This is a genomic window from Streptomyces aurantiacus JA 4570 (genome assembly GCF_000414115.1).
GTDB lineage: Bacteria > Actinomycetota > Actinomycetes > Streptomycetales > Streptomycetaceae > Streptomyces > Streptomyces aurantiacus_A.
Genome location: NZ_AOPZ01000204.1, coordinates 1 through 21672, shown reverse-complemented (window position 1 = coordinate 21672; position 21672 = coordinate 1). Strand labels below are relative to the sequence as shown.

24 protein-coding genes are annotated in these 21672 nt (G+C 71.9%); 10 read left to right on the top strand and 14 right to left on the bottom strand.

Annotated features, from left to right (window positions below; translation table 11 throughout):
* The 5 genes from STRAU_RS20220 to STRAU_RS20200 all read right to left on the bottom strand — a co-directional run.
* The coding region (locus tag STRAU_RS20220; protein ID WP_037660671.1) for an FAD-dependent monooxygenase at positions 1-1584 on the bottom strand (1584 nt) is incomplete at its 3' end.
* A gap of 224 nt (positions 1585-1808) precedes the next feature.
* Positions 1809-2690, bottom strand: coding sequence for an amino acid ABC transporter permease (locus tag STRAU_RS20215; RefSeq protein WP_016642231.1), 882 nt, complete (start codon positions 2688-2690; stop codon positions 1809-1811).
* Entirely contained in the window at positions 2687-3334 is a 648-nt protein-coding gene (locus STRAU_RS20210; RefSeq protein WP_016642230.1) for an amino acid ABC transporter permease, read from the bottom strand. The genes STRAU_RS20215 and STRAU_RS20210 overlap by 4 nt, the downstream gene beginning before the upstream one ends.
* 179 nt (positions 3335-3513) lie before the next feature.
* On the bottom strand, positions 3514-4434 hold the full coding sequence (locus STRAU_RS20205) for a glutamate ABC transporter substrate-binding protein (RefSeq protein WP_016642229.1): 921 nt from the start codon (positions 4432-4434) through the stop codon (positions 3514-3516).
* A gap of 46 nt (positions 4435-4480) precedes the next feature.
* The gene (locus tag STRAU_RS20200; protein WP_037660668.1) at positions 4481-5257 is read right to left on the bottom strand and encodes an amino acid ABC transporter ATP-binding protein; all 777 of its coding nucleotides are present in this window, start codon (positions 5255-5257) and stop codon (positions 4481-4483) included.
* A gap of 398 nt (positions 5258-5655) precedes the next feature.
* Between STRAU_RS20200 and STRAU_RS20195 the strand changes: the two genes are divergently transcribed.
* Both STRAU_RS20195 and STRAU_RS20190 read left to right on the top strand, forming a co-directional pair.
* Complete coding sequence (locus STRAU_RS20195) at positions 5656-6345, top strand: response regulator transcription factor (RefSeq protein WP_016642227.1); 690 nt, start codon at positions 5656-5658, stop codon at positions 6343-6345.
* Between the two features lie 9 nt (positions 6346-6354).
* Positions 6355-7785: a sensor histidine kinase gene (locus STRAU_RS20190; protein WP_016642226.1), complete on the top strand. Its 1431-nt coding sequence runs from the start codon at positions 6355-6357 to the stop codon at positions 7783-7785.
* 96 nt (positions 7786-7881) lie between these two features.
* Here the strand turns inward: STRAU_RS20190 and STRAU_RS20185 are convergent, their stop codons facing one another.
* From STRAU_RS20185 to STRAU_RS20155, 7 genes are all read right to left on the bottom strand, one after another.
* Complete coding sequence (locus STRAU_RS20185; RefSeq protein WP_016642225.1) at positions 7882-8877, bottom strand: TAXI family TRAP transporter solute-binding subunit; 996 nt, start codon at positions 8875-8877, stop codon at positions 7882-7884.
* Positions 8878-8947: 70 nt separating this feature from the next.
* A complete protein-coding gene (locus STRAU_RS20180; protein ID WP_016642224.1) occupies positions 8948-9892 on the bottom strand; it encodes an aminoglycoside phosphotransferase family protein in 945 nt (314 codons plus the stop codon).
* Between the two features lie 99 nt (positions 9893-9991).
* Complete coding sequence (locus STRAU_RS20175; RefSeq protein WP_016642223.1) at positions 9992-10843, bottom strand: SAM-dependent methyltransferase; 852 nt, start codon at positions 10841-10843, stop codon at positions 9992-9994.
* A 289-nt stretch (positions 10844-11132) separates the two neighbouring features.
* Entirely contained in the window at positions 11133-11717 is a 585-nt protein-coding gene (locus tag STRAU_RS20170) for a hypothetical protein (protein WP_016642222.1), read from the bottom strand.
* On the bottom strand, positions 11714-12889 hold the full coding sequence (locus STRAU_RS20165; protein WP_016642221.1) for a DUF6286 domain-containing Asp23/Gls24 family envelope stress response protein: 1176 nt from the start codon (positions 12887-12889) through the stop codon (positions 11714-11716). Before STRAU_RS20165 ends, STRAU_RS20170 begins: the two co-directional genes overlap by 4 nt.
* Positions 12886-13083, bottom strand: coding sequence for a hypothetical protein (locus STRAU_RS20160; protein WP_037660674.1), 198 nt, complete (start codon positions 13081-13083; stop codon positions 12886-12888). The genes STRAU_RS20165 and STRAU_RS20160 overlap by 4 nt, the downstream gene beginning before the upstream one ends.
* A gap of 32 nt (positions 13084-13115) precedes the next feature.
* A complete protein-coding gene (locus tag STRAU_RS20155) occupies positions 13116-13631 on the bottom strand; it encodes an Asp23/Gls24 family envelope stress response protein (protein ID WP_016642219.1) in 516 nt (171 codons plus the stop codon).
* Between the two features lie 346 nt (positions 13632-13977).
* Here STRAU_RS20155 and STRAU_RS20150 point away from each other — a divergent pair, with 346 nt between their 5' ends.
* The 5 genes from STRAU_RS20150 (at position 13978) to STRAU_RS20130 (ending at position 18024) form a co-directional block, all read left to right on the top strand.
* Positions 13978-14520 carry an RNA polymerase sigma factor gene (locus STRAU_RS20150; RefSeq protein ID WP_037660665.1) on the top strand — a complete coding sequence of 181 codons (543 nt, stop codon included), beginning with the start codon at positions 13978-13980 and terminating at the stop codon, positions 14518-14520.
* Positions 14511-15239 (top strand): hypothetical protein, encoded by a 729-nt coding sequence (locus STRAU_RS20145; RefSeq protein ID WP_016642217.1) that lies wholly within the window; start codon positions 14511-14513, stop codon positions 15237-15239. Before STRAU_RS20150 ends, STRAU_RS20145 begins: the two co-directional genes overlap by 10 nt.
* Positions 15236-15598: a hypothetical protein gene (locus tag STRAU_RS20140; RefSeq protein WP_016642216.1), complete on the top strand. Its 363-nt coding sequence runs from the start codon at positions 15236-15238 to the stop codon at positions 15596-15598. Before STRAU_RS20145 ends, STRAU_RS20140 begins: the two co-directional genes overlap by 4 nt.
* Before the next feature lie 89 nt (positions 15599-15687).
* On the top strand, positions 15688-17220 hold the full coding sequence (gene miaB / locus STRAU_RS20135) for a tRNA (N6-isopentenyl adenosine(37)-C2)-methylthiotransferase MiaB (RefSeq protein ID WP_106967982.1): 1533 nt from the start codon (positions 15688-15690) through the stop codon (positions 17218-17220).
* 78 nt (positions 17221-17298) lie between these two features.
* Positions 17299-18024 (top strand): class III extradiol dioxygenase subunit B-like domain-containing protein, encoded by a 726-nt coding sequence (locus tag STRAU_RS20130; RefSeq protein WP_016642214.1) that lies wholly within the window; start codon positions 17299-17301, stop codon positions 18022-18024.
* 133 nt (positions 18025-18157) lie between these two features.
* Here STRAU_RS20130 and STRAU_RS20125 read toward each other — a convergent pair whose 3' ends face one another.
* Positions 18158-18451 carry an antitoxin gene (locus STRAU_RS20125; RefSeq protein WP_016642213.1) on the bottom strand — a complete coding sequence of 98 codons (294 nt, stop codon included), beginning with the start codon at positions 18449-18451 and terminating at the stop codon, positions 18158-18160.
* 25 nt (positions 18452-18476) lie between these two features.
* Positions 18477-18890 carry a hypothetical protein gene (locus STRAU_RS41570; RefSeq protein ID WP_016642212.1) on the bottom strand — a complete coding sequence of 138 codons (414 nt, stop codon included), beginning with the start codon at positions 18888-18890 and terminating at the stop codon, positions 18477-18479.
* A 182-nt stretch (positions 18891-19072) separates the two neighbouring features.
* On the opposite strand from STRAU_RS41570, the gene miaA reads away from it, so the two are divergent.
* The 3 genes from miaA to dapF all read left to right on the top strand — a co-directional run bounded on the left by miaA (position 19073) and on the right by dapF (position 21650).
* Entirely contained in the window at positions 19073-20011 is a 939-nt protein-coding gene (gene miaA / locus STRAU_RS20115; RefSeq protein WP_016642211.1) for a tRNA (adenosine(37)-N6)-dimethylallyltransferase MiaA, read from the top strand.
* 107 nt (positions 20012-20118) lie between these two features.
* Complete coding sequence (locus tag STRAU_RS20110) at positions 20119-20607, top strand: hypothetical protein (RefSeq protein WP_037660673.1); 489 nt, start codon at positions 20119-20121, stop codon at positions 20605-20607.
* A gap of 119 nt (positions 20608-20726) precedes the next feature.
* Complete coding sequence (gene dapF, locus STRAU_RS20105) at positions 20727-21650, top strand: diaminopimelate epimerase (protein ID WP_016642209.1); 924 nt, start codon at positions 20727-20729, stop codon at positions 21648-21650.
* Positions 21651-21672: the final 22 nt, after the last annotated feature.

Sequence of the window (21672 nt, the reverse complement as noted above, 5' to 3'; positions counted from 1 at the left end):
GCGCGCACGCCGCCGCCCCTCCGCGGCCACCCCCAGCGCCGCCTCCGCCGCCGCGTACAGCTCGGCCGGACGCACCCCGCCGAGCGCGGTGACCAGGTGGCCGTCGGGACGCACGAGCAGGAGCGTGTGCGCCGCGGCGCCCGGATATGCCTCGGCGACGAGGAGTTCGGCGGGGTGCGGGAGCGCGGTGACCGCCGCGGCGAGCCGGGGCATGATGCCCGCCGTCACCCAGTGCCGCCGCTCCCACACGACGGTGCCGGGCGCCACGAGCACGACGAGCAGCCGGCCGCGGCCGAGCCGGTCCCGGAGCCGTACGAAGGAACCGTCCGGCGCCGTCACTTCCACATCGGTGACCGGGCCGCCGGGAGCCGTGTCCACCGCCACCACGGAGTCCGAACTCTCCGGCGCCAGCGGCGAGTCGGCGTACGCCCCGGGCGCGCCCAGCTGCCCGCTCCCCACATGGCCGTCCATGAGCAGCGCGTCCTGGCTGCGCGCCGTCCCCGGGACGTACGCGCGCAGGCCCTTGCCGCCGCGCAGCACCGGCAGCACCTGGTCGGCGGCGCGCAGCCGCGCGGCGACCACGGCGCGCCGCTCGGCCTGATAGCTGTCGAGCAGCGCCGGGCGCGGGCCGTGGTGCCAGGCGAGCGCCAGCTTCCAGGCGAGGTTGTCCGCGTCGCGCAGCCCCTCGTCGAGGCCCTGGGTGCCCAGCGCCCCGAGGAGGTGCGCGGCGTCCCCAGCGAGGAAGGCACGGCCGACCCGCCACCGGCGGGCGACGCGGTGGTGGACCGTGTGGACGCCGGTGTCCAGCAGTTCGTACGACGGTGTGGCGCCGCCGCACCAGCCGGCGAGCGTCTCCCGGATGCGGGCCACGAGGACGTCGGGCGTCACCAACTCGCCACGCGACGGCAGGAGCCAGTCGATCCGCCAGACGCCGTCGGCCAGCGGACGGCCCGTCACCTCGGCACCGCCGTCGCGCCAAGGAGGGCTCCGATGCAACAACGCCTCACCGGGCCACGGAAGTTCCGTACGCAGCGAGGCGACCGCGTGCCGTTCCACGGCGGTGCGCCCCGGGAAGCGGACGTCGAGCAGCTTGCGCACGGTCGAGCGTGGGCCGTCGCAGCCCACCAGATAGCTGCCCCGCCACCAGGTGTCCTTCGGTCCGCGCGTGTGGGCGGTGAGCCCGGAGGCATCCTGCTCCAGGGCGTCGAGCTTGCTCTCGACCGCGACCTTGACGAGGCGTTCGTCGGCGATGGCGGCACGCAGCGCGCTGGTCAGCACATGCTGGGGGACGTGCAGCGGAGAGGGCAGCTCGTCACTGAACGTGAGCTCCCGCGTCACCTGCTTGCGGCGCATCGAACGCCAGCCGGTCCAGCGCGCGCCGGTGTCGGCGTCGCCGAACGAGTGCCCGGCGAGCCGTTCGACGAGCCCCGCGGTGTCCTCGCGCAGGACGGCGGTCCGCGCGGGCCGCTGCTCGTCCTTGCCGGGTCCTTCGTCGAGGATCACGGTGGGGACCGAGTGACGTGCGAGGGACAGGGCGAGGGTGAGGCCGACGGGACCCGCGCCGACGACGATCACCGGGTCCACGGCGTGCGGCCTCCTGCCAGGACTGTCCGGGAGCGCTGGACGTACGTACAGGAAATGGCAGTTGGAGCCCGGTGCACGATCACAGAACGTATGCAACAGACTGCGTGGCACCCCGTCAAGCCGGACGCTCGGGGACAGAACCCCCGGGGCTCCTCATGCTGCGTCGGGTATGGAAAACGCACAATGGCCCGCCGAAATCTCGGCGGGCCATTACGCGTGGAGCCTTACTTCTTCTCCGGAGACGTTTCGACGATCTCCGCCACCGCCGTGGGCTCGGCCGCGACAGCCACCTTGATGCCCGTCTTCGCCCGGCGTCCGCGCCGCTCCAGCCAGGTGGCGAGCGCGGACAGAATCATGCAGAGCGAAATGTAGATGACACCGAAGACGGTGACCGTCTGGACGAACGGATAGACGCCGTTGACCGGTGTGTTGTTGGCGATGAGCCGGGCGGACTGCAGCAGCTCGGGGTAGAGGATCATGAACCCGAGTGAGGTGTCCTTCAGCGTCACCACGAGCTGGCTGATGATCGACGGCAGCATCGACCGGATGGCCTGCGGGAACAGGACGGTCGCCATGACCTGGGTCTTGCGCAGGCCGAGCGCGTACGCGGCCTCCTTCTGGCCCGTGGGCACGGCGTTGATGCCCGCGCGGAGCACCTCCGCCTGTACGCATCCGTTGTAGATCGTCAGGCCGAGCACAAGCGCCCAGAACGGCGTCATGTCGCCGACGAGGCCGACCCAGAACGCGAAGATCGTGATGAGCAGGGGAATCGACCGGAAGAGGTCGATGAATCCGACCGCGAGCCACCGCACGGGACGGTGGTCGGAGAGCCGCGCCACGCACAGGATCACCGCGACGACCAGCGAGAGCACACCGGCGAGTGCGAACACCTTCAGGGTGGCGACCAGCGAATCCAGAATGTTCTGCCGGATTCCGGAGTAATTGAAGATGTCCCACAGATCCGGGTCGAACTCGCCCTTGTCGTTCAGGCGCAGAATGATCCAGACAATGCCGCCGATGACGGCGAGGCTGCCGATGACGGTGTAGATGATGTTGCGGACGCGGGCCTTGGGGCCCGGGGCGTCGAAGAGGACGTTCGCACTCATCGGGCGACCTCCAAACGGTGCTCCAGGACCCGGAAGAGACCATTGATGGCGTACGTGATGATCAGGTAGGCGAGGGTGATCCAGATGAAGATCATCACGATGTCGTAGCCCTCGTTGCTCAGAGTCTTCGAGACATTGAACAGATCGGTGTTGTCGAAGGCGCCCGCGATGGCCGTGTTCTTGGTCAGGGCGATGAAGATGCTGGAGAGCGGCGGCACCACGTTGCGCGTGGCCTGCGGCAGCACGACGAGCCGCATGCTCTGCGCGAAGGTGAGGCCGACGGCCCGCGCCGCCTCGGCCTGGCCGATCGGCACCGTGTTGATGCCGGAGCGCACCGCCTCGGCCACGAACGCGGAGGTGTAAAAACCGCACGCGGCCACGGCGAGTACGAACGAGTCCAGGTCCGGGTAGAGGACCTTCGGGACGATGAAGAACGCCACCAGGAACAGCAGCGTCAGCGGGGTGTTCCGCAGCAGGGTGACCCAGGCGGTCCCGAATATGCGCAGGGGCAGCACCGGCGAGACCCGGCACCCGGCGATGACCACGCCGACCACGATGGCCACCAGCGCACTGACGACGGTCAACTTGACAGTGCCGTAAAACCCTTCGCGGAAGAGCGACAGGTTGTCGAGCAATACGTCCATGAATTCTCCGCGAGGTGTTCGCGACGGGTCGCAGGGGTTCACGACAGGCCCAGACCGTCGACGTCGGCGGGGCGGCAGGTCTTCGCGACGGGTCCGACAGCGATTCCGGCATCGGCTTCTTACAGTGAACGTCCCGCTCCTGGCCGCGCCTCGGCGCGGGCGGAGCGGGACGTCAGGGACTACTTCGGGTCGGTGAAGGTCGGCGGCTCCTGGTACTTGGAGCCCGAGATGCCGATGGTGGCGTCGAACGCCTTCTTGTAGTCGCCGTTCTCCTGGTGCGCCTTGATGGCGTCCGCGACGGCCTTCTGCAGGGCGGCGTCACCCTTCTTCAGGCCGACGCCGTACGGCTCGTCCGAGAAGGTCTCACCGACGACCTTGAGCTTGCCCTTGTTCTGCGCGGCGTAGCCCATCAGGATCGCGTCGTCCGTGGTGACCGCGTCGACCTGGTTGTTCAGCATCTGGGCGACGCACTCCGAGTACTTGGAGAGCTCGGTCACCTTGGCGCCGTACTTCGGCTTCTTGATGTTCTGCAGCGGCGTGGAGCCGACGATGGAACAGACCTTCTTGCCGCGGACGGTGTCCGGGCCCTTGATGTCCTTCTCGTCCTTGCGGACCAGCAGCGAGGCACCGGCGTGGAAGTACGGGCCCGCGAAGTCGATCTGCTTCTTGCGCTCGGGGTTGATCGTGTACGTGCCGATCATCAGGTCGACGTCGCCCTTGGAGACCGCGGTCTCGCGGGCACCGGAGTCGACCGTCTTCCACTCGATCTGCTTCGGCGAGAAGCCGAGGTCGGCGGCGACCATCTTGGCGATCTCGATGTCGAAGCCCGAGCGCTTCTTCGTGGACTGGTCCTCGAAGCCCAGGTACGGCTGGTCGGCCTTGGCGCCGATGATCAGCTTGCCGCGCTTCTTGGCCGCCTTGAAGACCGAGGAGTCGACCGAGACGTCCTTCTTGACCGTGTAGCTGAGTTCCTTGCCGCCGGACTTGGCGGGGCCCTCCGGCTTGTCGCCGGCGGATCCGTCCTTGCCGCCGCAGGCGGTGGCGGTCAGCGACAGCGCAGCGATGGCCGCTGCGACGGCAGCGGACTTACGGAGCTTCATGAGTGAACATCCTTTGTTTTGGCTGGCGTTGAGACGGCGTGAAGCCTCAGTGTTTAAGGATCTTCGACAGGAAGTCCTTGGCCCGGTCGCTGCGCGGGTTGCTGAAGAACTGGTCCGGCACGGCCTCTTCGACGATCCGGCCGTCCGCCATGAAGACGACGCGGTTGGCCGCCGACCGGGCGAAGCCCATCTCGTGCGTGACGACCACCATGGTCATGCCGTCGCGGGCGAGCTGCTGCATGACCTCGAGAACCTCGTTGATCATCTCGGGGTCGAGCGCCGACGTGGGCTCGTCGAACAGCATCACCTTCGGGCCCATCGCCAACGCGCGGGCGATCGCGACGCGTTGCTGCTGACCGCCGGAGAGCTGCGCCGGGTACTTGTCGGCCTGCGAGCCGACGCCCACCCGGTCGAGCAGGCCGCGCGCCTTCTCCTCCGCCTCCGCCTTGGCCGTCCTGCGCACCTTGACCTGGCCCAGCATCACGTTCTCGAGCACGGTCTTGTGCGCGAAGAGGTTGAAGGACTGGAAGACCATCCCCACGTCCGCGCGGAGCTTGGCGAGCTCCTTGCCCTCCTGGGGCAGCGGCTTGCCGTCGATCGAGATCGCGCCCGAATCGATGGTCTCCAGACGGTTGATGGTGCGGCACAGCGTCGACTTGCCCGACCCCGAGGGGCCGATCACGACGACGACCTCGCCACGGGCGATGGTCAGGTCGATGTCCTGGAGGACGTGCAGGGCGCCGAAGTGCTTGTTGACACCCTTCAGCACGACAAGGTCGTCCGCCGCGGGCTTGGCGTCCTTGGTCACCGATACTTCGGTCACGGCTTGTTGCTCCATCCTCCTCGGGTTGGGAGGACAGTAGTAACCCGGTGCGACCAGCGTCATTACATCTGAGGGGAAATTGAGCATAACGATCCGGCCGCAACCGGACACACCGTGTGAAGAGGGCACCCCGGCTGCGTACCGGGTGCATAACGGAACGTGTCCGTGACCCGAAGGGCCTTGACGCGGTCCTTATCCATCGGCGTGGATGCCTTGATGCGTACGCACGCGACCGCGCCCCACTGACACCGCTGTCCAACCGCGCGCACGCGCGCGTGCCGGGCGGCGGCGAACACGTGCGAAGCACCGCTTGAGCGGGAACGAAACGACCGATGAACCACACGGGAACGAAACGACCGATGCGCCACAGGGGGACCGATGTGCTTGAGGGGGACCGCATGAGACTGCTGCTCGTCGAGGACGACGACCACGTGGCCGCCGCCCTGTCCGCGGTCCTGGCCCGGCACGGCTTCGCCGTCACCCACGCCCGCAGCGGCGAGGAGGCACTCCAGGCCCTGCTGCCCTGCGAAGCGGCACCCTTCGGAGTGGTGCTCCTCGACCTCGGCCTGCCCGACCAGGACGGCTACGAGGTCTGCGGGAAGATCCGCAAGCGCACCTCGACCCCGGTCATCATGGTCACCGCCCGCGCCGACGTACGCTCCCGCATCCACGGCCTGAACCTCGGAGCCGACGACTACGTAGTGAAGCCGTACGACACCGGGGAGCTCATCGCCCGCATCCACGCGGTCATCCGGCGCCCCTCCGCCGACGCGGCCCAGACCCCCGCCGAGACCGAGCTGCGGCTCGGCGGCGTCCGCATCGAGCTGCCCACCCGCCAGGTCAGCGTGGACGGCACCGCGGTCCAGCTCACCCGCAAGGAGTTCGACCTGCTCGCGCTCCTGGCCCAGCGGCCCGGGGTCGTCTTCCGCCGGGAGCAGATCATCAGCGAGGTGTGGCGCACCAGCTGGGAGGGGACGGGGCGCACGCTGGAGGTGCACGTGGCGTCCCTGCGCGCCAAGCTGCACATGCCCGCCCTGATCGAGACCGTGCGCGGAGTCGGCTACCGACTCGTCGCCCCGGCGTCGTAGCGGGCACAGGTGCGCGCCCGCCTCCTGCCGCTCCTCATCGTCCTGATGGCCGGCGTGCTGCTGGCCCTGGGCTTCCCGCTGGCCGTCAGCGTGGCGTCGGCGCAGCAGCAGAAGGTGGTCGTCGACCGCATCGACGACACGGCGCGCTTCGCCGCGCTCGCGCAGTTCGTCACCCAGCGCCCCTCGGGCTCCCGCGTGCGCGACAAGGACGAGCGGCGCGAGACCCTGCAGAAGGAACTCGACTACTACCACGAGGTGTACGGCATCAAGGCGGGCGTGTTCTTCCGCGACCGCTTCCCCATGGCGCACGCCCCCAGCGACTGGTTCCTGCCCACCGGCGGCGACGGCGTGGGCGGTGCCTTCGAAGAGGCCCTGCGATCCCGCGGCAGCCACAATCCGCCCCAGGTGTGGCCCTGGGAGGAGGGCGGGCGGATCGTCGTCGCCTCACCGGTGATCCGCGACGGCGACGTCGTCGCGGTCGTCGTCACCGACTCGCCTACCGGCCGCATGCGCGCGAAGACGCTGCACGGCTGGCTGCTCATCGGCGCCGGCGAGTCCGCCGCGATGCTCCTCGCCGTCGGTGCCGCGCTGCGCCTGACCGGCTGGGTCCTGCGCCCGGTGCGGGTCCTGGACGCCACCACCCATGACATCGCCACCGGCCGCCTCGCCTCCCGCGTCGCGGCCGCCGGCGGTCCGCCGGAACTAAGGCGCCTGGCCCGGTCGTTCAACGAGATGGCCGACAACGTCGAAGACGTCCTCGAGCAGCAGCGCGCCTTCGTCGCCGACGCCTCGCACCAACTGCGCAACCCGCTGTCCGCCCTGCTGCTCCGCATCGAGCTCCTGGCCCTCGAACTGCCCGAGGGCAACGAGGAAATCGCGTCGGTGCGCACCGAAGGCAAGCGCCTCGCGCAGGTCCTCGACGACCTGCTCGACCTGGCGCTCGCGGAACACGCGGCGGCGGATCTCCAGCTCACCGACATCGGTGACCTGGCGGCCGAGCGCGTCGCCGCCTGGCGGCCGCTCGCCGACGAGCGGGGTGTGCGCCTCGCCGGGCACTGCCCGGCGACGACCGGCTGGGCCGATCCGATCGCCCTGTCCAGCGCGCTGGACGCGGTGATCGACAACGCCTTGAAGTTCACACCGGAGGGAGAGGAAGTACGAGTGCGGGTCGCCTCCGCCGACGCGACCACGACCGTCGTCGTCACCGACGGCGGCCCCGGCCTCACGGACGACGAACTGTCCCGCATCGGCGACCGCTTCTGGCGCAGCAACCGCCACCAGAACGTCAAGGGATCCGGCCTCGGCCTGTCGATCTCCCGGGCGCTGCTCGCGGCGGGCGGCGGCACCATGGCGTACGAGCGCCATGAACCGCACGGCCTGAAGGTGACGGTCGGCATCCCGCGGCAGGCGCCCGCGGGCCAGGGCTCGGCCAAGGGGTAGCGCGCCCGGGCCCGGCGAACCCGTGGTCCCGGGTGTCGGGGCGCGGGCGGGGGGTTCAAAGACAGGCGCTCAGGGCTCGACCGGGCGGGTAAGCGCTCAGGGCTTGACCGAGCGGTAGTAGCGTCGCGCGCCCTCGTGCAGGGCGAGCGGGTCGGTGTACAGGGCGGTGCGCAGGTCCACCAGCTGGGCCGCGTGCACGCGCAGGCCGATGTGGTCCCGGCTGTCGATCACCGTCCGGGTCAGGCCCTCGGTGAGCTCCGGGTCGGCGCGATCGGTGGTCACCAGCAGGTTCGCCACGGCCAGCGTCGGGACGGCCGCGTTCTGCTGGGCCTGCGGGTAGGCGTCGGCCGGCATGACGGCGGCGCGGTAGTAGCGGGACGCGCCGCCCAGCTTGTGCAGCGCGTCGACCAGGTCGCCGAGCGGCACGAGGCGGATGGCGAGGCCCTCGGACAGCTCGCGCACGGAGCTCGTGGGCAGCCCGCCCGACCAGAAGAACGCGTCGATCTCGCCGCGCCGCAGCAGTTCGGGTGCGGTGTCTATGCCCGCGGGCAGCGCCGTGAGGTCCTTGTCCAGGCGCAGCCCGGCGGCCTTGAGCACCCGGTCCGCGATCAGCCGCACGCCCGACCGCGGCTGCCCCACCGCGACCCGCTTGTCGCGCAGGTCCCGCGCCGAATGGATCCCGGAAGAGCGGCGTACGACGAGCTGCACATAGTCGTCGTACAGCCGCGCGCAGCCGCGCAGCCGGTCCGCGCCCGGCCGGTCCTCGAGGCGGTACTTCTCCACCGCGTCGGCCGCCGCGATCGTGAAGTCGGCCCGCCCCGTGGCCACCCGTTCGACGTTCTGCTGCGAGCCCTGGCTGTTGATCAGCTCGATGTCGAGGTCCGGCATGTCATTGGCGGCGGCGTTGCGCAGCAGCTTGCCGTACGTCTCGTAGACGGCGCCCTTCACACCCGTACTGAAGGTCATCTGCCCCTTGGGTGAACTCCCGCCCACCGGGAACAGCCACCACAGGAGGAGCCCGCACACCACGAAGGCGGCGGCCGAGCCCTGCAGGGCCCGGCGCCGGCTGAGGTGGGGCAGGGCCGCGAGCATGGGCGCGATCCTGCCACCTCGCGCGGCGTGCTGGCCAGGGCCGGCTCCCTGGCCCGGACCAGGGGAGGCGTCAGCTCGCGCGGGCGTGGTCGGCGAGGACCTCGCGGATCACGTGGCGCGCGTTGGCGGCGAGCCCCGGGTTCGTCACGGCGTAGTACGGGAGCTGGATGAGCGCCATCGACAGCGCCCAGCCGCGCCCGCGCGCCCAGGTCGCGTCGTCGGCCCCGAGCGAGGCGCGGAACGTCTCGCGCACGTCGGCGGGCAGCAGGTTCCACGCGACGATCAGGTCGCACGCCGGATCGCCCACGCCCGCGGTGCCGAAATCGATCAACGCGCGGAGGCGGCCTTCGCGGACGAGCAGGTTGCCCGGCATGAGGTCGGAGTGGACCCAGACGGGCGGGCCGTCCCAGGCGGGGGCGCGGAGTGCCGTCTCCCAGGCCGCGGTGGCGGCGTCGCAGTCGACGTCGAGGTCCACGGCGTCCGCCGACATCGAGCGCAGGTCCGCGATGGCCGCCCGCGTCTCGGCGTCGTCCGCCGCCAGTGGACCTCCGCGGTAGGCGGTAGGGCCGCCCGTGGCGTCGGCGCGGCGCAGCGCCGTGACGAAGGCGGCCAGGTCTTCGGCCAGCGCCCGGGGCGCGGTGACGGTACCGGCGACCGGGTTCTCGCCCTCCAGCCAGCGGTGGACGGACCACGCCCAGGGATACCCCTCGCCGGGCTCACCGCGGCCGAGCACGCTCGGCACGGCCACCGGGACCTGCGGCGCCAGCCAGGGCAGCCAGCGGCTCTCCATGGCCACGTCCTCGGCGCCGCCTGCGGTGCGGGGGAGCCGTACGGTCATGTCGTCGCCGAGCCGGAACACCGCGTTCACCGTCCCGGACGAGGCGAACGGCTCGACGGGCAGATGACTCCACCGCGGGAACTGGGCGGCGATCAGCTCGCGCACGAGCGCCACGTCGATGTCCGGCTCACCCTCGTGCAGCTTGGCGCAGGTGAGGGGCTCGTTCGAAGTCTGCATGCGGGCATTCTTCGGGCTCGCACAGGCCGGGCGACAGCGAATTCCGTGTGGGCCCGCCTGTGGCCCCTTTCGGCGCGGGCCCGGCCCGCTGTGCGCGGCTCAGTCCTTGCGGGCCACCCCGCCGAACATGGCCACCTCCTCCGGCTCGGCGTCGCCCACCGTCTCCGGGCGCCACCGCGAGCAGGAGACCACTCCGGGCTCCAGCAGTTCGAGGCCGTCGAAGAACCGGGCGACCTGCTCGGGGGTGCGCTGCGTCAGCTTCGGGGTGCCGTGCTCGTTCCAGAAGGCCACCGCCGCGTCCACGTCGGGCATCGCCGGGCTGGTGATGGTGTGCGAGAGCACCAGGTGGCTCCCGGAGGGCAGTGCGTCCATGAGACGGCGTACGAGACCGTACGCCTCCTGGTCGTCCTCGATGAAAATCACCACCCCAAGGAGCATCAACGCGACCGGGCGGCTGAAGTCCAGCGTCTGGGAGGCGTGTTCGAGGACGGACTCGACGTCGCGCATGTCGGCGTCCAGATAGTCCGTCCGCCCCTCGGGGGAGCTGGTCAGCAGGGCCCGCGCGTGCGTGAGGACCAGCGGATCGTTGTCTACGTAGACGATGCGTGACTCCGGGGCGACGCGTTGGGCCACCTCGTGGGTGTTGTCCGCGGTCGGCAGCCCCGTGCCGATGTCCAGGAACTGGCGTACGCCGCGATCGGCCACCAGGTGCCGTACCGCGCGGCCGAGGAACAGTCGGTCCGCGCGCGCGTAGTCGCCGATTCCCGGGTGCAGCTCGCGGATGCGGTCGCCCGCCTCACGGTCGACCGCGTAGTTGTCCTTCCCGCCGAGCCAGTAGTTCCAGATGCGGGCCGTGTGCGGCTGAGCGGTGTTGATCCGGTTCCGCACGGCGTCGGCCGCGTCCTGCGGGGAGGGCTCCTGCGGAGCCTGCGGAGAAGGGCTCGCGGTCACGTGATCGCCTCCTGGCGTGACGTTGTGACGTTGTGACATGTGTGGCTCGTCTGGCATATCTGGCTTGTGGCGGTGGTGGCGGGGCGGTCGCGTGCGGCGGGTGAGGTGCCAACTGGCGGGACATTGGTGTGGCTACAGGCAAAGCTTGTGCCAACAGGCAATCTAGTCGCGGAACTTGCGCGCCGTGCACGCGGCTGCTCCGAGGAAGCCAGAAAGGGCTGCTTCGGGGAAGCCGGGAAGACGAGCCAGGTGGCCGGTGAACGCGAACGCCTGTGTGAGGCGGCGGCGTTCAGTGGATGCGCCGGGTCCTGTGGGCCTTGACGCTGATCCGTACGTCGGCCTCCAGAGTGCGCGGCGCCGCGGCCGCGCGGGCCTCCGCGACGGCCTGCTGGGCCAGTTGGCGCAGGGCGGCCCGCGGCGAGCCGTCGGGGGTCAGGACGAGGGTGATGCGGGCCCGCAGCCGACGGGGACGGCCGAGGAGGCGCACGTCGGCGCGGGCCACGCCGTCGATGGCCCGCAGGCGCTCGGCCATCGCCGCGGCCAGGGCCGGGCCCGCGAGGGTCACACCGGGCCGACCCAGGGGGAGCACGCGCAGACGTCCCGCACGGACCTCCAGGACGCCCCAGCACAGGAACAGCAGCAGGGGGACGGCCAGGGCCGCGATCACGACGGGCGGCCACCAGCCGTGGTCGCGCCAGCGGCCGAGCGTGTCCTCGTCCAGCCATACGCGGTCGGTCCCCAGGCGCGGCCAGCCGGACGGCAGCCGGTCGCGCACGGCATCCGCCGTCGTGGCCAGCGCGGCGCCCGCGCCCAGGAGGACCGCCGCGGCGCAGAGCAGCGCCGCGCGATTGACGCCCTGACGGAGTGCGCTCATGGGGTGGCCTCGTCAGGGGGCGACGCGTCGTCGTCGGGGCGCGGTGTCGCGTCGTGACTTTCCGCCGTTCCTGGGCCGGATGGCGTCCCGTGGCCTTCCGCCGCCCCAGGCCCGGGTGTCGTCCCGTGCCCCTCCGCCGCCCCGGCGCCAGGTGTCGCTTCGGGGCCCGCCGCCGGTTCAGGCCCGGCCGCCGGTCCGCCCGACGGCCCTGCCGCCGCCCCGGCGGCCGGCAGAGCCGGTGCCCGCCACGACGGCTCCGTACGCAGTCGAATCCGCAAGCGTGGCGGCCTGGCGAGACCGAACTCCGCCACGACCGCCTCGCCCGCCCTGCGGACCTCCTCGCGGGCCGTGACGGGGTCGCCGAACTCCAGCCCCACGCGCACGCGTGCCCGGCGGCGGCCGACGCGGACGCGGACCCGCCCGACGCCGGGCACCTCCGCCACGGCGTCCCGCAACAGGGCGGCAGCCGTACCGCGTTCGAGAACCGCCCGCACGCCGGCCAGCGGCGGCGCCATCGGCAGGCGGCGCCGCTGCCCCGGCGTGATCGCCAGGATCAGCAGCCACACGCCGAGCCCGAACACCGCGACCGCAGCCACGAGGTTCACCGCCGAACCGCCGTCCGGCCCGTGCGTCGCGAGCCAGTCCATGAGCCGCACCCGCCACCGCGCGGGCGGCCGCCCCGCCGCGTGCACCGCCAGGACGTCGTACAGCAGGACTCCGGAGGCGACGGCGGCGACAAGGGTCAACACGGCTACAGGAAGGCGGCGTTCGGACCACGGGCGGCGCCCGCCGCGCGCAACCGCCGCCTCCGTAGGCATCGCTTTGTCGGTACTGCCCGCGTCATGTCCCTCCGTAGACAGCTCCTGAGGCGGGTTCCGGAGTGCCAGCTCCCGCACGTGGACCCGGGCCGGGTCCACAGAGAGCCCGGTCAGCCGGGCGGTGCGTTCGGTGACGTGCGACCGCACGCTCTCGCCGGTGTCGTCCAGGACGCCGGGGTAGGGCACGGCCACGGTGACGCCCACCCGGGCACGGCGACCGCGCACGGCCGCCGTGCCCCGGCTGACCCGGACCTCGCCCTTGCCCAGCGCCTCCGTGGCGGCGCGTTCCGCGATGCGGCGCACCGCCCGGTCCGCGACGGTGGTCGCACCGCGTTCCGCGGCGGGCGTGCTCATCGCCGCACCCGGTCACGGTCACGATCACGGCCGGAGAGGAACTCGCGGATGCCGATGCCGTCGTCCACGAGACGTCCCAGTACGAAGCCGACCGCGCCGAGCGCGGCGACCAGCAGGAAGGCGCCGAAGCCGCCGAACCATCCGGCGAATCCCAGTGCCATGCCCGCCAACAGGCCCACCAGGGCTTTGTTCACCACTCACCTCACACCACAGAAGGGACGTCGGCCTACTCCACGCGCGTCTCGGCGGCGGTGTCCCGGTCGTCCTCGGGCAGATGCACGTCGTTGATGGCGACGTTGACCTCGACGACCTCCAGGCCGGTGATGCGTTCCACGGCCGCGATGACGTTCTCGCGCACGTCGTGGGCTACGTCCGTGATGGGCACGCCGTACTCGACGACGATGTCGAGGTCGATCGCCGTCTGCCGCTCGCCGACCTCGACCTTCACGCCCCGGCCCACGTTCGGCCGCCCACCGGGGACGCGGTCGCGGACGGCGCCGATGGTGCGGGACAGGCCCCCGCCCATGTCGTGCACACCGGGGATCTCGCGCGCCGCCATACCGGCGATCTTGACGACCACGACGTCCGCGATCGACGTCCTGCCGCGCGTGGCGGGCGGCTCGCTGGGGCCGGTGCGGCCCGTGAGGGTGGTGGCTCCCTCCGTGCTCTGCGAGCCGCCGGTGACGTCCCTCTCGGTGGTGCTGGACGTGGCCGACTTCGAAGTGAGCTCTTGTGTCGCCATATCGGCATCTCCTAGTCGTCTGGTAGCCGTGTGGGTGTCGTGCCGGGGTCGTGCTCGGGTCGTTTCCCGGGTAGTTCTGGGCTCGTTCTCGGTGTGGTGCCAGTCGAGTTGACGCTCTGTACGTGCCGTCCGTATGTGCTGTCCACGCGTTGTGCCCTTCACTCCCACTGACCCGGGTGCCCCGGATCCGTTACGCGCCTCTCGGGAATTTCTTCCGTCGGCGGGTACCGTGCCTGCGCCGCGTAACGCGGGCGGCTTGTCGTGTGTCGTAAGAGCACGACCGAAGCGAGAGGAGCCGCGTGTGCCCGGGGACCGGGGCAGAGCGCCGGAGGAGACGGATGCGCCGTTGCCGCATGAGGACGCCTTGCTGGCGGTGCGCGCGGCCGAGGGCGACGAGGCGGCCTTCGAGGCGCTCGTACACCGCCACGCGCCCGTTCTGCTGCGCCTCGCCACGCGGCTGCTCGGCAGCCCGACAGAAGCCGAGGACGCCGTGCAGGAGGCATTCGTGAGCGCCTGGCGCAAGCTGCCGGAGTTCCGCGGGGACGCCCGGTTCGGCACCTGGATGCATCGGATCGTCACCAACCGCTGTCTCAATGTGCTGCGGTCGCGGCAGCCGGTGACCGCCCTCGACAACGTTCCGGAGCCGCAGGCCCCCGAGCACCAGGTGTCCCCGACGCGGGCGGCGGAGGCCCACGCGGCCGTCCGGGACCTGTCACGCGCGATAGAGGGGCTGTCACCGGAGCAGCGCGTGTGCTGGGTGCTGCGGGAGCTCGACGGTGAGCCCTACGAATCCATTGCCGAGACGGTCGGCATCAGCCAGGAGGCGGTCCGCGGCCGCGTCTTCAGGGCCCGGCGCTATCTGACGGAGGCGATGGCCGGATGGCGATGAACGAGGACGGCACGCCGGACGGGACGGCGTTCGGCGGCGTGCCCGAGGAAGAGACCCTGCCCTGCGGCCGGGAACTCGCGCAGGTCTGGGAGCAGGCGGGGACGGACGAGCCGGACCCGCACACGGCCGGCTGCCCGCACTGCGCCGAGGCGCTGCGGGCGCTGCGCACCCTGGAGGGCGTCGTCGCGCGGGCGCGGGTGGACGAGCCCGAGGAACGGCAGTGGGACACGGCCGCGCTCGCCGGCCGCGTCATGGACGTGGTGCGCCTCGAACTCCGGCCGGGGCGCACGCTCGCGCTGGGCGAGGACGACGAGGACGCCTGGATCGTGGAGGCGGCGGCCGCCCGGACGTTCCGGGCGGCGGTGGACGTCCTGCCGGGGGTCCGCGCGGGCAGTTGCCGCGTCGAGACCGACCCCATGAGCACGGCCACGGCCGCTCCCTCCGCCCGCCCCCCGGGGCGGCTGCCGCGCGGACCGGCGAGAGTGCGCATCGAGGTGCAGGTCGGACTCTCCTGGAACCTGCGCCTGGTCGCGGACGATGTGCGCGCACGGATCGTCGAAGCCGCGGACAGCGAGCTGGGCCTGCGGATCGCGGCGGTCGACGTGGTGGTCGCCGACCTCCTCGACGAGACCGGCAGGCCCGACGAAGCCGACGAAGAAGACCGGCTCGACGAAGAGCTCGACGAAGAAGACCGGCTCGGCGAAGGAGGCCCGCGATGACGGAACAGCAGACTCCGCGAGCCCTCGCCGATCTGGTCGCCGCCGCCGTCCTCGCCACCCGCGGAGTGGCCTTCCTCCGCCCCGGCCTAGCCGAACTCCTGCGCTCCTCAGTGGGCCTGGGGGCGGGCCGGGGCACGGCCGGCGCCGCCGGGGCGTCCGGGGTGCGCGTGCAGCGGCGGAAGGGCTCTCCCGGGGTGGACATCGAGGTCTACGTAGTGCTGTGCCGGGGACACCGCGCCCTGGACGTGACCCGCGCGGTGCGCTCGGCGGTCGTGGAGGCACTGGCGGGACCGACGGCCGGAGAGCCGGGAGAAGCGACTCCCGCGCAGGTCAGAGTGACGGTGACCGGGGTCGTCTAGGCGGGGCGAACGGGGTGGCGAGCGAGGTCGTCCGGGGGACCGTCTGGCCGCGTGGGGGCGCACCCCCGCCACCCCCTTACCCTTGAGGGATGACCATCAGCAGTGTCCGGACCGGAGCAGTGGACGAAGTGGCCGTTACGCGAAGCTACGAGATCCGCACCTATGGGTGCCAGATGAACGTCCACGACTCCGAACGGCTCTCCGGCCTCCTGGAGGACGCCGGATACGTGCGCGCGCCCGAGGGCTCCGACGGCGACGCGGACGTGGTGGTCTTCAACACGTGCGCCGTCCGCGAGAACGCCGACAACCGTCTGTACGGCAACCTCGGCCGCCTCGCCCCCAAGAAGACCCAGCGCCCCGGCATGCAGATCGCCGTCGGGGGCTGCCTGGCCCAGAAGGACCGCGACACCATCGTCAAGAAGGCGCCCTGGGTGGACGTCGTCTTCGGTACGCACAACATCGGCAAGCTGCCGGTCCTCCTGGAGCGCGCCCGCGTACAGGAAGAGGCGCAGGTCGAGATCGCCGAGTCCCTGGAGGCGTTCCCGTCGACCCTGCCCACGCGCCGCGAGAGCGCGTACGCGGCATGGGTGTCGATCTCCGTGGGGTGCAACAACACCTGCACCTTCTGCATCGTGCCCGCCCTGCGCGGCAAGGAGAAGGACCGCAGGACCGGCGACATCCTCGCCGAGATCGAGGCGCTCGTCGGCGAGGGCGTCTCGGAGATCACCCTGCTCGGGCAGAACGTGAACGCGTACGGCTCCGACATCGGCGACCGCGAGGCGTTCAGCAAGCTGCTGCGCGCCTGCGGGCGGATCGAGGGCCTGGAGCGGGTGCGCTTCACCTCGCCGCACCCGCGCGACTTCACGGACGACGTGATCGCCGCGATGGCCGAGACGCCGAACGTGATGCCCCAGCTGCACATGCCGCTGCAGTCCGGCTCGGACCCCGTCCTGAAGGCGATGCGCCGCTCCTACCGCCAGGACCGCTTCCTGGGGATCATCGAGAAGGTCCGCGCCGCCATGCCGGACGCGGCGATCTCCACGGACATCATCGTGGGCTTCCCCGGAGAGACCGAGGAGGACTTCGAGCAGACCATGCACGTGGTCCGTGAGGCCCGCTTCGCCAACGCCTTCACCTTCCAGTACTCCAAGCGCCCCGGGACGCCCGCCGCCGAGATGGACGACCAGATCCCCAAGGCGGTCGTACAGGCGCGCTACGAGCGTCTGGTGGCCCTCCAGGAGGAGATCTCCTGGTCCGAGAACAAGAAGCAGGTCGGCCGCACCCTGGAACTGATGGTCGCCGAGGGCGAGGGCCGCAAGGACGGCGCCACCCACCGCCTGTCCGGCCGCGCCCCCGACAACCGCCTGGTCCACTTCACCAAGCCCGACACCGAGGTGCGCCCCGGCGACGTCGTGACGGTCGAGATCACGTACGCGGCCCCGCACCACCTGCTCGCCGAGGGCGCCGTGCTGGACGTACGGCGCACGCGCGCGGGCGACGCCTGGGAGAAGCGCAACGCGGCCGAGGCGGCGAAGCCGGCCGGTGTGCTGCTCGGCCTGCCCAAGATCGGCGTGCCGGCGCCGCTGCCGGCCGCGACGGGCAGCGGGTGCGGCTGCGACTGAGCTTTACGGGGGTGGGGGGCGCCCGGAACTCTCCGGGCGCCCCCCACCTGCGCGAAGACGCGCGTTACGCTGCGGATCATGCTTGTCGCCGCAGCTGTCTGCCCCTGTCCACCCCTGCTGGTACCCGAGGTCGCCGCGGGCGCGGCGCCGGAACTGGATGCCGCGCGGGCCGCGTGCACGGACGCCATCGGGGTGCTCGCCGCATCCCGGCCCGACCGGCTCGTCGTCGTGGGGCCCGCGGGCCAGAGCGGCCGCGGACCGCATCCCCAGGGGGCCCACGGCTCGTTCCGGGGCTTCGGAGTGGACTTCGGCGTACGCCTGGGAGCCGCACCCGCCGACGGTCAGGCGCAGGCTTCGGAGCGTGAGCTTCCCGTGTCGCTGGCCGTCGCCGGCTGGCTCCTCGGGCGTACGGAGTGGTCGGCGGCTCCCGTCGAAGGCATCGGCGTGGGGGAACCACTGGAGACCGAGCGGTGCGTCCGGGCCGGAGAGGAGATCGCCGCGCGGGCGGACCGGGTCGCGCTGCTCGTGATGGGCGACGCCAGCGCGTGCCGCACGCTCAAGGCGCCCGGCTACCTGGACGAGCGGGCGGCCGGGTTCGACGCCGACGTGGCACGGGCGCTGGCCGCGGCGGACGTGGCGGCGCTCAAGGCGCTGGACACGGAACTCGCGCAGGAGCTGAAGGCGGCCGGGCGCGCGCCCTGGCAGGTGCTCGCGGGCGCGGCGGACGGCGCGGACCTGAACGGCGAACTGCTCTTCGACGAGGCGCCGTACGGCGTCGGCTACCTGGTGGCGGCGTGGTCCTAGACGCGGACGCGTCGTAGGGCCCCGGCAGACCGGCCGCACGCGCACAGGCCGCGCGCACAGACCGCACGCAAACAGGCCGACGGCCGTGAAGCCAAGAGCGCTTCACGGCCGTCCGCCGGTCGTTCAGATGGGTTCAGGAAGCCGCAGGGGGCGTCGGCGGCGACGGGGGAGAGGCGTTGCCCGGGGGAGTGGCGCCGCCGCCCGCACCCTTGCCGCCCTCCGTTCCGGCGAGGCGGTCCACGGCGTCCTTCGCCTTGCCCGTCCCTGTCCGGATCTTGTCGCTGTACTTGCCCTTGGTCCTCCTGTCGACCACCTTGGCGGCCTTGTCCAGGCCCTGGTCGATCTTGTCCCCGTGCTGCTGCGCGAGGTCCGCGACCTTGCCCTTGGCAGGGGCGAGTTTGTCCTTCAGACGGTCCAGGAAGCCCATGGGGTCACCTTCCCTCGCCGGGGAGTCACTTGCGGGCGCTCTCACCGGCCTCGTTGTCGGCCGCCTCCTGCGCGGACTGCTGCTTGGGGATCTCCACGTTCTCCGCGCTGTCGGAGATCTCGGCGCTCTCGGCCTGCTCGGCGTTCGCGGAGGTCTCGGAGTTCTCCGCGCCCTTGGCGGCGTCCGCCTTGTCTGAGGTATCGGCAGTGTCCGCCTTCTCCTTCTCCGTGGCGGCCGCCCCGGCAGGTTCCGTCGCCTCGCCCTCTGTGGCGCTCCTCGCCTCGGACTTGGCCTCGGCCTCCGCCGCGGCCCCACCGTCGGCCTTGGAGGACTTCTCGGCCGTCTCGGACTCGGCCGTCGGAGTGTCGGCCGACGCCTCGTTGACCGACGTCTCCTCCGTCTCCTTGGACTTCCGGCGGAACCGTGCAAAAACGCCCATATCTACTCCATACGTTACTCGTGTGGGCGAAATCCCGCGCCGCCCGGTGCGTCCCATTGCGTCGCCCGGGTCACCGATCCTCGAAACCGGCGGCCGGAACCTCGCAACAGGCAACGACCTCAAAGCCGTGCCGTCACGTAGCTCGTTCGGGCACTTGCCGCGCGGTTTGCGAGACTGGGGCGGTGAGAAGTGCAGCTCCCGCCCCGCGGGTCATCGCCGTCGTCGGGCCGACCGCGGCCGGAAAGTCCGATCTAGGCGTTTTCCTCGCCCAGCGCCTCGGCGGCGAGGTCGTCAACGCCGACTCGATGCAGCTGTATCGGGGGATGGACATCGGTACCGCCAAGCTGACGCTCGCCGAGCGGGACGGCGTACCGCACCATCTCCTGGACATCTGGGACGTGACGGAGGCGGCCAGCGTCGCCGAGTACCAGAAGCTCGCCCGCGCGGAGATCGACCGGCTCCTCGGAGAGGGCCGCTGGCCCATCCTGGTCGGCGGATCCGGGCTGTACGTGCGGGGGGCCGTCGACCACCTGGAGTTCCCCGGCACCGACCCCGCCGTACGCGCCCGCCTGGAGGAGGAGCTGGAGCTGCGCGGCCCCGGGGCGCTGCACACGCGGCTGGCCGCCGCCGACCCCGACGCGGGCCGCGCGATCCTGCCCAGCAACGGCCGCCGGATCGTCCGCGCCCTGGAGGTCATCGAGATCACGGGCAAGCCGTTCACGGCCAATCTCCCCGGTCATGAGTCCGTGTACGACACCCTCCAGATCGGCGTCGACGTGGCCAGGCCGGAGCTCGACCAGCGCATCGCCACGCGCGTGGACCGCATGTGGGAGGCCGGGCTCGTCGACGAGGTGCGCGCGCTGGAGGCGCGTGGGCTGCGGGAGGGGCGTACGGCGTCTCGCGCACTCGGGTACCAGCAGGTGCTCGCGGCGCTCGCCGGAGAGTGCACCGAGGACGAGGCGCGCACCGAGACAGTGCGCGCCACCAAGCGCTTCGCACGCCGTCAGGACTCCTGGTTCCGCCGGGACCCGCGGGTGCACTGGCTGAGCGGCGCCGCCGCCGACCGCGGGGAACTCCCCGGGAGCGCGCTGACGTTGGTCGAACGAGCGGTCACAGCCTGATCACGTGATGGCATCGGGACGCTCCGCCGGTCATCCGGGTACCTGACGGCGTGCCATCATCGACCATCGATCGACCAGTGGAGTCCGGAGTGGGAGGGCGCGTGGCGATGGAGGCCGGCCCTCGAGACACCGCACATGACGGCGAGCACACCGCACGAGACGGTGCGCGGCTCAGCCCGGACGGACCTGACAGCCCCGGTGGCACCGTCGGCGGCGTGACCGACGACGGCCCCACCGAGGAGGAGCTGGCGACGGAGCCGGAGGTCGAGGTCGAGCTGCGACCGCAGCGTCGGCTCCGCATCTGGCAGCTCGCGCCGATCGTGATCCTCGCCGCCGTCGGCTCCCTGATGTTCGCCTTCCCGCTGGCCTTCGAGTTCGGCGACGGCGGCGCCGTCGTCGCCATGCTGGGGCTGCTCATCAGCTCCTGCGCCGCCGGCTGGGGCATGATGGCCGCCCGCCGCGTCGGGCACACCTGGCCGGGGCTGCCGGAGCGCGGCTCCGGGCGGCGGCCGGACTGGCGGGTCGTCTCGGCGTACACGCTGATCGTGGCGACCGCGGCGGTGCTCGCCGTCTGGCGCGTCGCCCGCCTGCGCTGAGGGCCCTCCAGGGCAGCGACGGTTCTCCCGGTCGGCGATGGGCCTCCCGGCCGGCCCCCTGCGGGCGGCCCGCAGCAGGCCCCCGTCCAGGTGTCGTACCCACCCCGTACGATCGAGGAATGAGCACGCGCACGCGGATCGCCTTCCTCAAGGGGCACGGGACCGAGAACGACTTCGTGATCATCCCCGATGCCGACAACAGCATCGAGCTGTCCCCGGCCGATGTCGCCGCCCTGTGCGACCGCCGCGCGGGCATCGGCGGCGACGGCCTGCTGCACGTCGTGCGCTCCGCCACGCACCCGGACGCGCGGCACCTGGCCGACGAGGCCGAGTGGTTCATGGACTACCGCAACGGCGACGGCTCCATCGCCGAGATGTGCGGCAACGGCGTGCGCGTCTTCGCGCGCTATCTCCAGCGCGCCGGGCTCGTCGGCGAGGGCGACCTGGCCATCGCGACCCGCGGCGGCGTCAAGCGCGCGCACATCGCCAAGCCCGCGACGGCAGGCGCCCCCGACGGCGACGTCACGCTGTCCATGGGCAAGGCCGTGCTCCCCGAAGGCGATGTCACCGTCTCCGTGGGCGACCGCCAGTGGCCCGCGCGCAACGTGAACATGGGCAACCCGCACGCGGTCGCCTTCGTCGCCGACCTGGCGCACGCGGGCGACCTCCTGGCCCCGCCCCCCTTCAGCCCGGCGACGGCCTACCCGGACGGCGTGAACGTGGAGTTCGTGGTCGACCGCGGCCCGCGCCACGTCGCCATGCGCGTGCACGAGCGCGGCGCGGGCGAGACCCGCTCCTGCGGCACGGGCGCGTGCGCGGTGGCCGTCGCGGCGGCCCGCAGGGACGGCCTGGACCCGGCCGTGACCGGGGCCCCGGTCACGTACACCGTCGATGTCCTCGGCGGCCGCCTGGTGATCACCGAGGCGGCGGACGGCGAGATCGAGATGACGGGCCCCGCGGTGATCGTCGCCGAAGGCGAGATCGACGCGGACTGGCTGGCGTCGGCGGCAGCGGCCGCCGCGGCAGCGGCGGTGGCGGCCTGAGTGCCGCGCCCGGCGGGGCGCC

Excerpts from the sequence above, each read along its gene's own strand:
- STRAU_RS20180 (WP_016642224.1), bottom strand. The coding sequence starts at position 9,892 with ATGCAGACTTCGAACGAGCCCCTCACCTGCGCCAAGCTGCACGAGGGT.
- STRAU_RS20210 (WP_016642230.1), bottom strand. The coding sequence starts at position 3,334 with ATGGACGTATTGCTCGACAACCTGTCGCTCTTCCGCGAAGGGTTTTAC.
- STRAU_RS20155 (WP_016642219.1), bottom strand. The coding sequence starts at position 13,631 with ATGGCGACACAAGAGCTCACTTCGAAGTCGGCCACGTCCAGCACCACC.
- STRAU_RS20195 (WP_016642227.1), top strand. The coding sequence starts at position 5,656 with ATGAGACTGCTGCTCGTCGAGGACGACGACCACGTGGCCGCCGCCCTG.
- STRAU_RS20170 (WP_016642222.1), bottom strand. The coding sequence starts at position 11,717 with ATGAGCGCACTCCGTCAGGGCGTCAATCGCGCGGCGCTGCTCTGCGCC.
- STRAU_RS20130 (WP_016642214.1), top strand. The coding sequence starts at position 17,299 with ATGCTTGTCGCCGCAGCTGTCTGCCCCTGTCCACCCCTGCTGGTACCC.
- STRAU_RS20110 (WP_037660673.1), top strand. The coding sequence starts at position 20,119 with ATGGAGGCCGGCCCTCGAGACACCGCACATGACGGCGAGCACACCGCA.
- STRAU_RS20145 (WP_016642217.1), top strand. The coding sequence starts at position 14,511 with ATGGCGATGAACGAGGACGGCACGCCGGACGGGACGGCGTTCGGCGGC.
- STRAU_RS20215 (WP_016642231.1), bottom strand. The coding sequence starts at position 2,690 with ATGAGTGCGAACGTCCTCTTCGACGCCCCGGGCCCCAAGGCCCGCGTC.
- STRAU_RS20205 (WP_016642229.1), bottom strand. The coding sequence starts at position 4,434 with ATGAAGCTCCGTAAGTCCGCTGCCGTCGCAGCGGCCATCGCTGCGCTG.
- STRAU_RS20125 (WP_016642213.1), bottom strand. The coding sequence starts at position 18,451 with ATGGGCTTCCTGGACCGTCTGAAGGACAAACTCGCCCCTGCCAAGGGC.
- dapF (WP_016642209.1), top strand. The coding sequence starts at position 20,727 with ATGAGCACGCGCACGCGGATCGCCTTCCTCAAGGGGCACGGGACCGAG.
- STRAU_RS20165 (WP_016642221.1), bottom strand. The coding sequence starts at position 12,889 with ATGAGCACGCCCGCCGCGGAACGCGGTGCGACCACCGTCGCGGACCGG.
- STRAU_RS20185 (WP_016642225.1), bottom strand. The coding sequence starts at position 8,877 with ATGCTCGCGGCCCTGCCCCACCTCAGCCGGCGCCGGGCCCTGCAGGGC.
- miaB (WP_106967982.1), top strand. The coding sequence starts at position 15,688 with ATGACCATCAGCAGTGTCCGGACCGGAGCAGTGGACGAAGTGGCCGTT.
- STRAU_RS20140 (WP_016642216.1), top strand. The coding sequence starts at position 15,236 with ATGACGGAACAGCAGACTCCGCGAGCCCTCGCCGATCTGGTCGCCGCC.
- STRAU_RS41570 (WP_016642212.1), bottom strand. The coding sequence starts at position 18,890 with ATGGGCGTTTTTGCACGGTTCCGCCGGAAGTCCAAGGAGACGGAGGAG.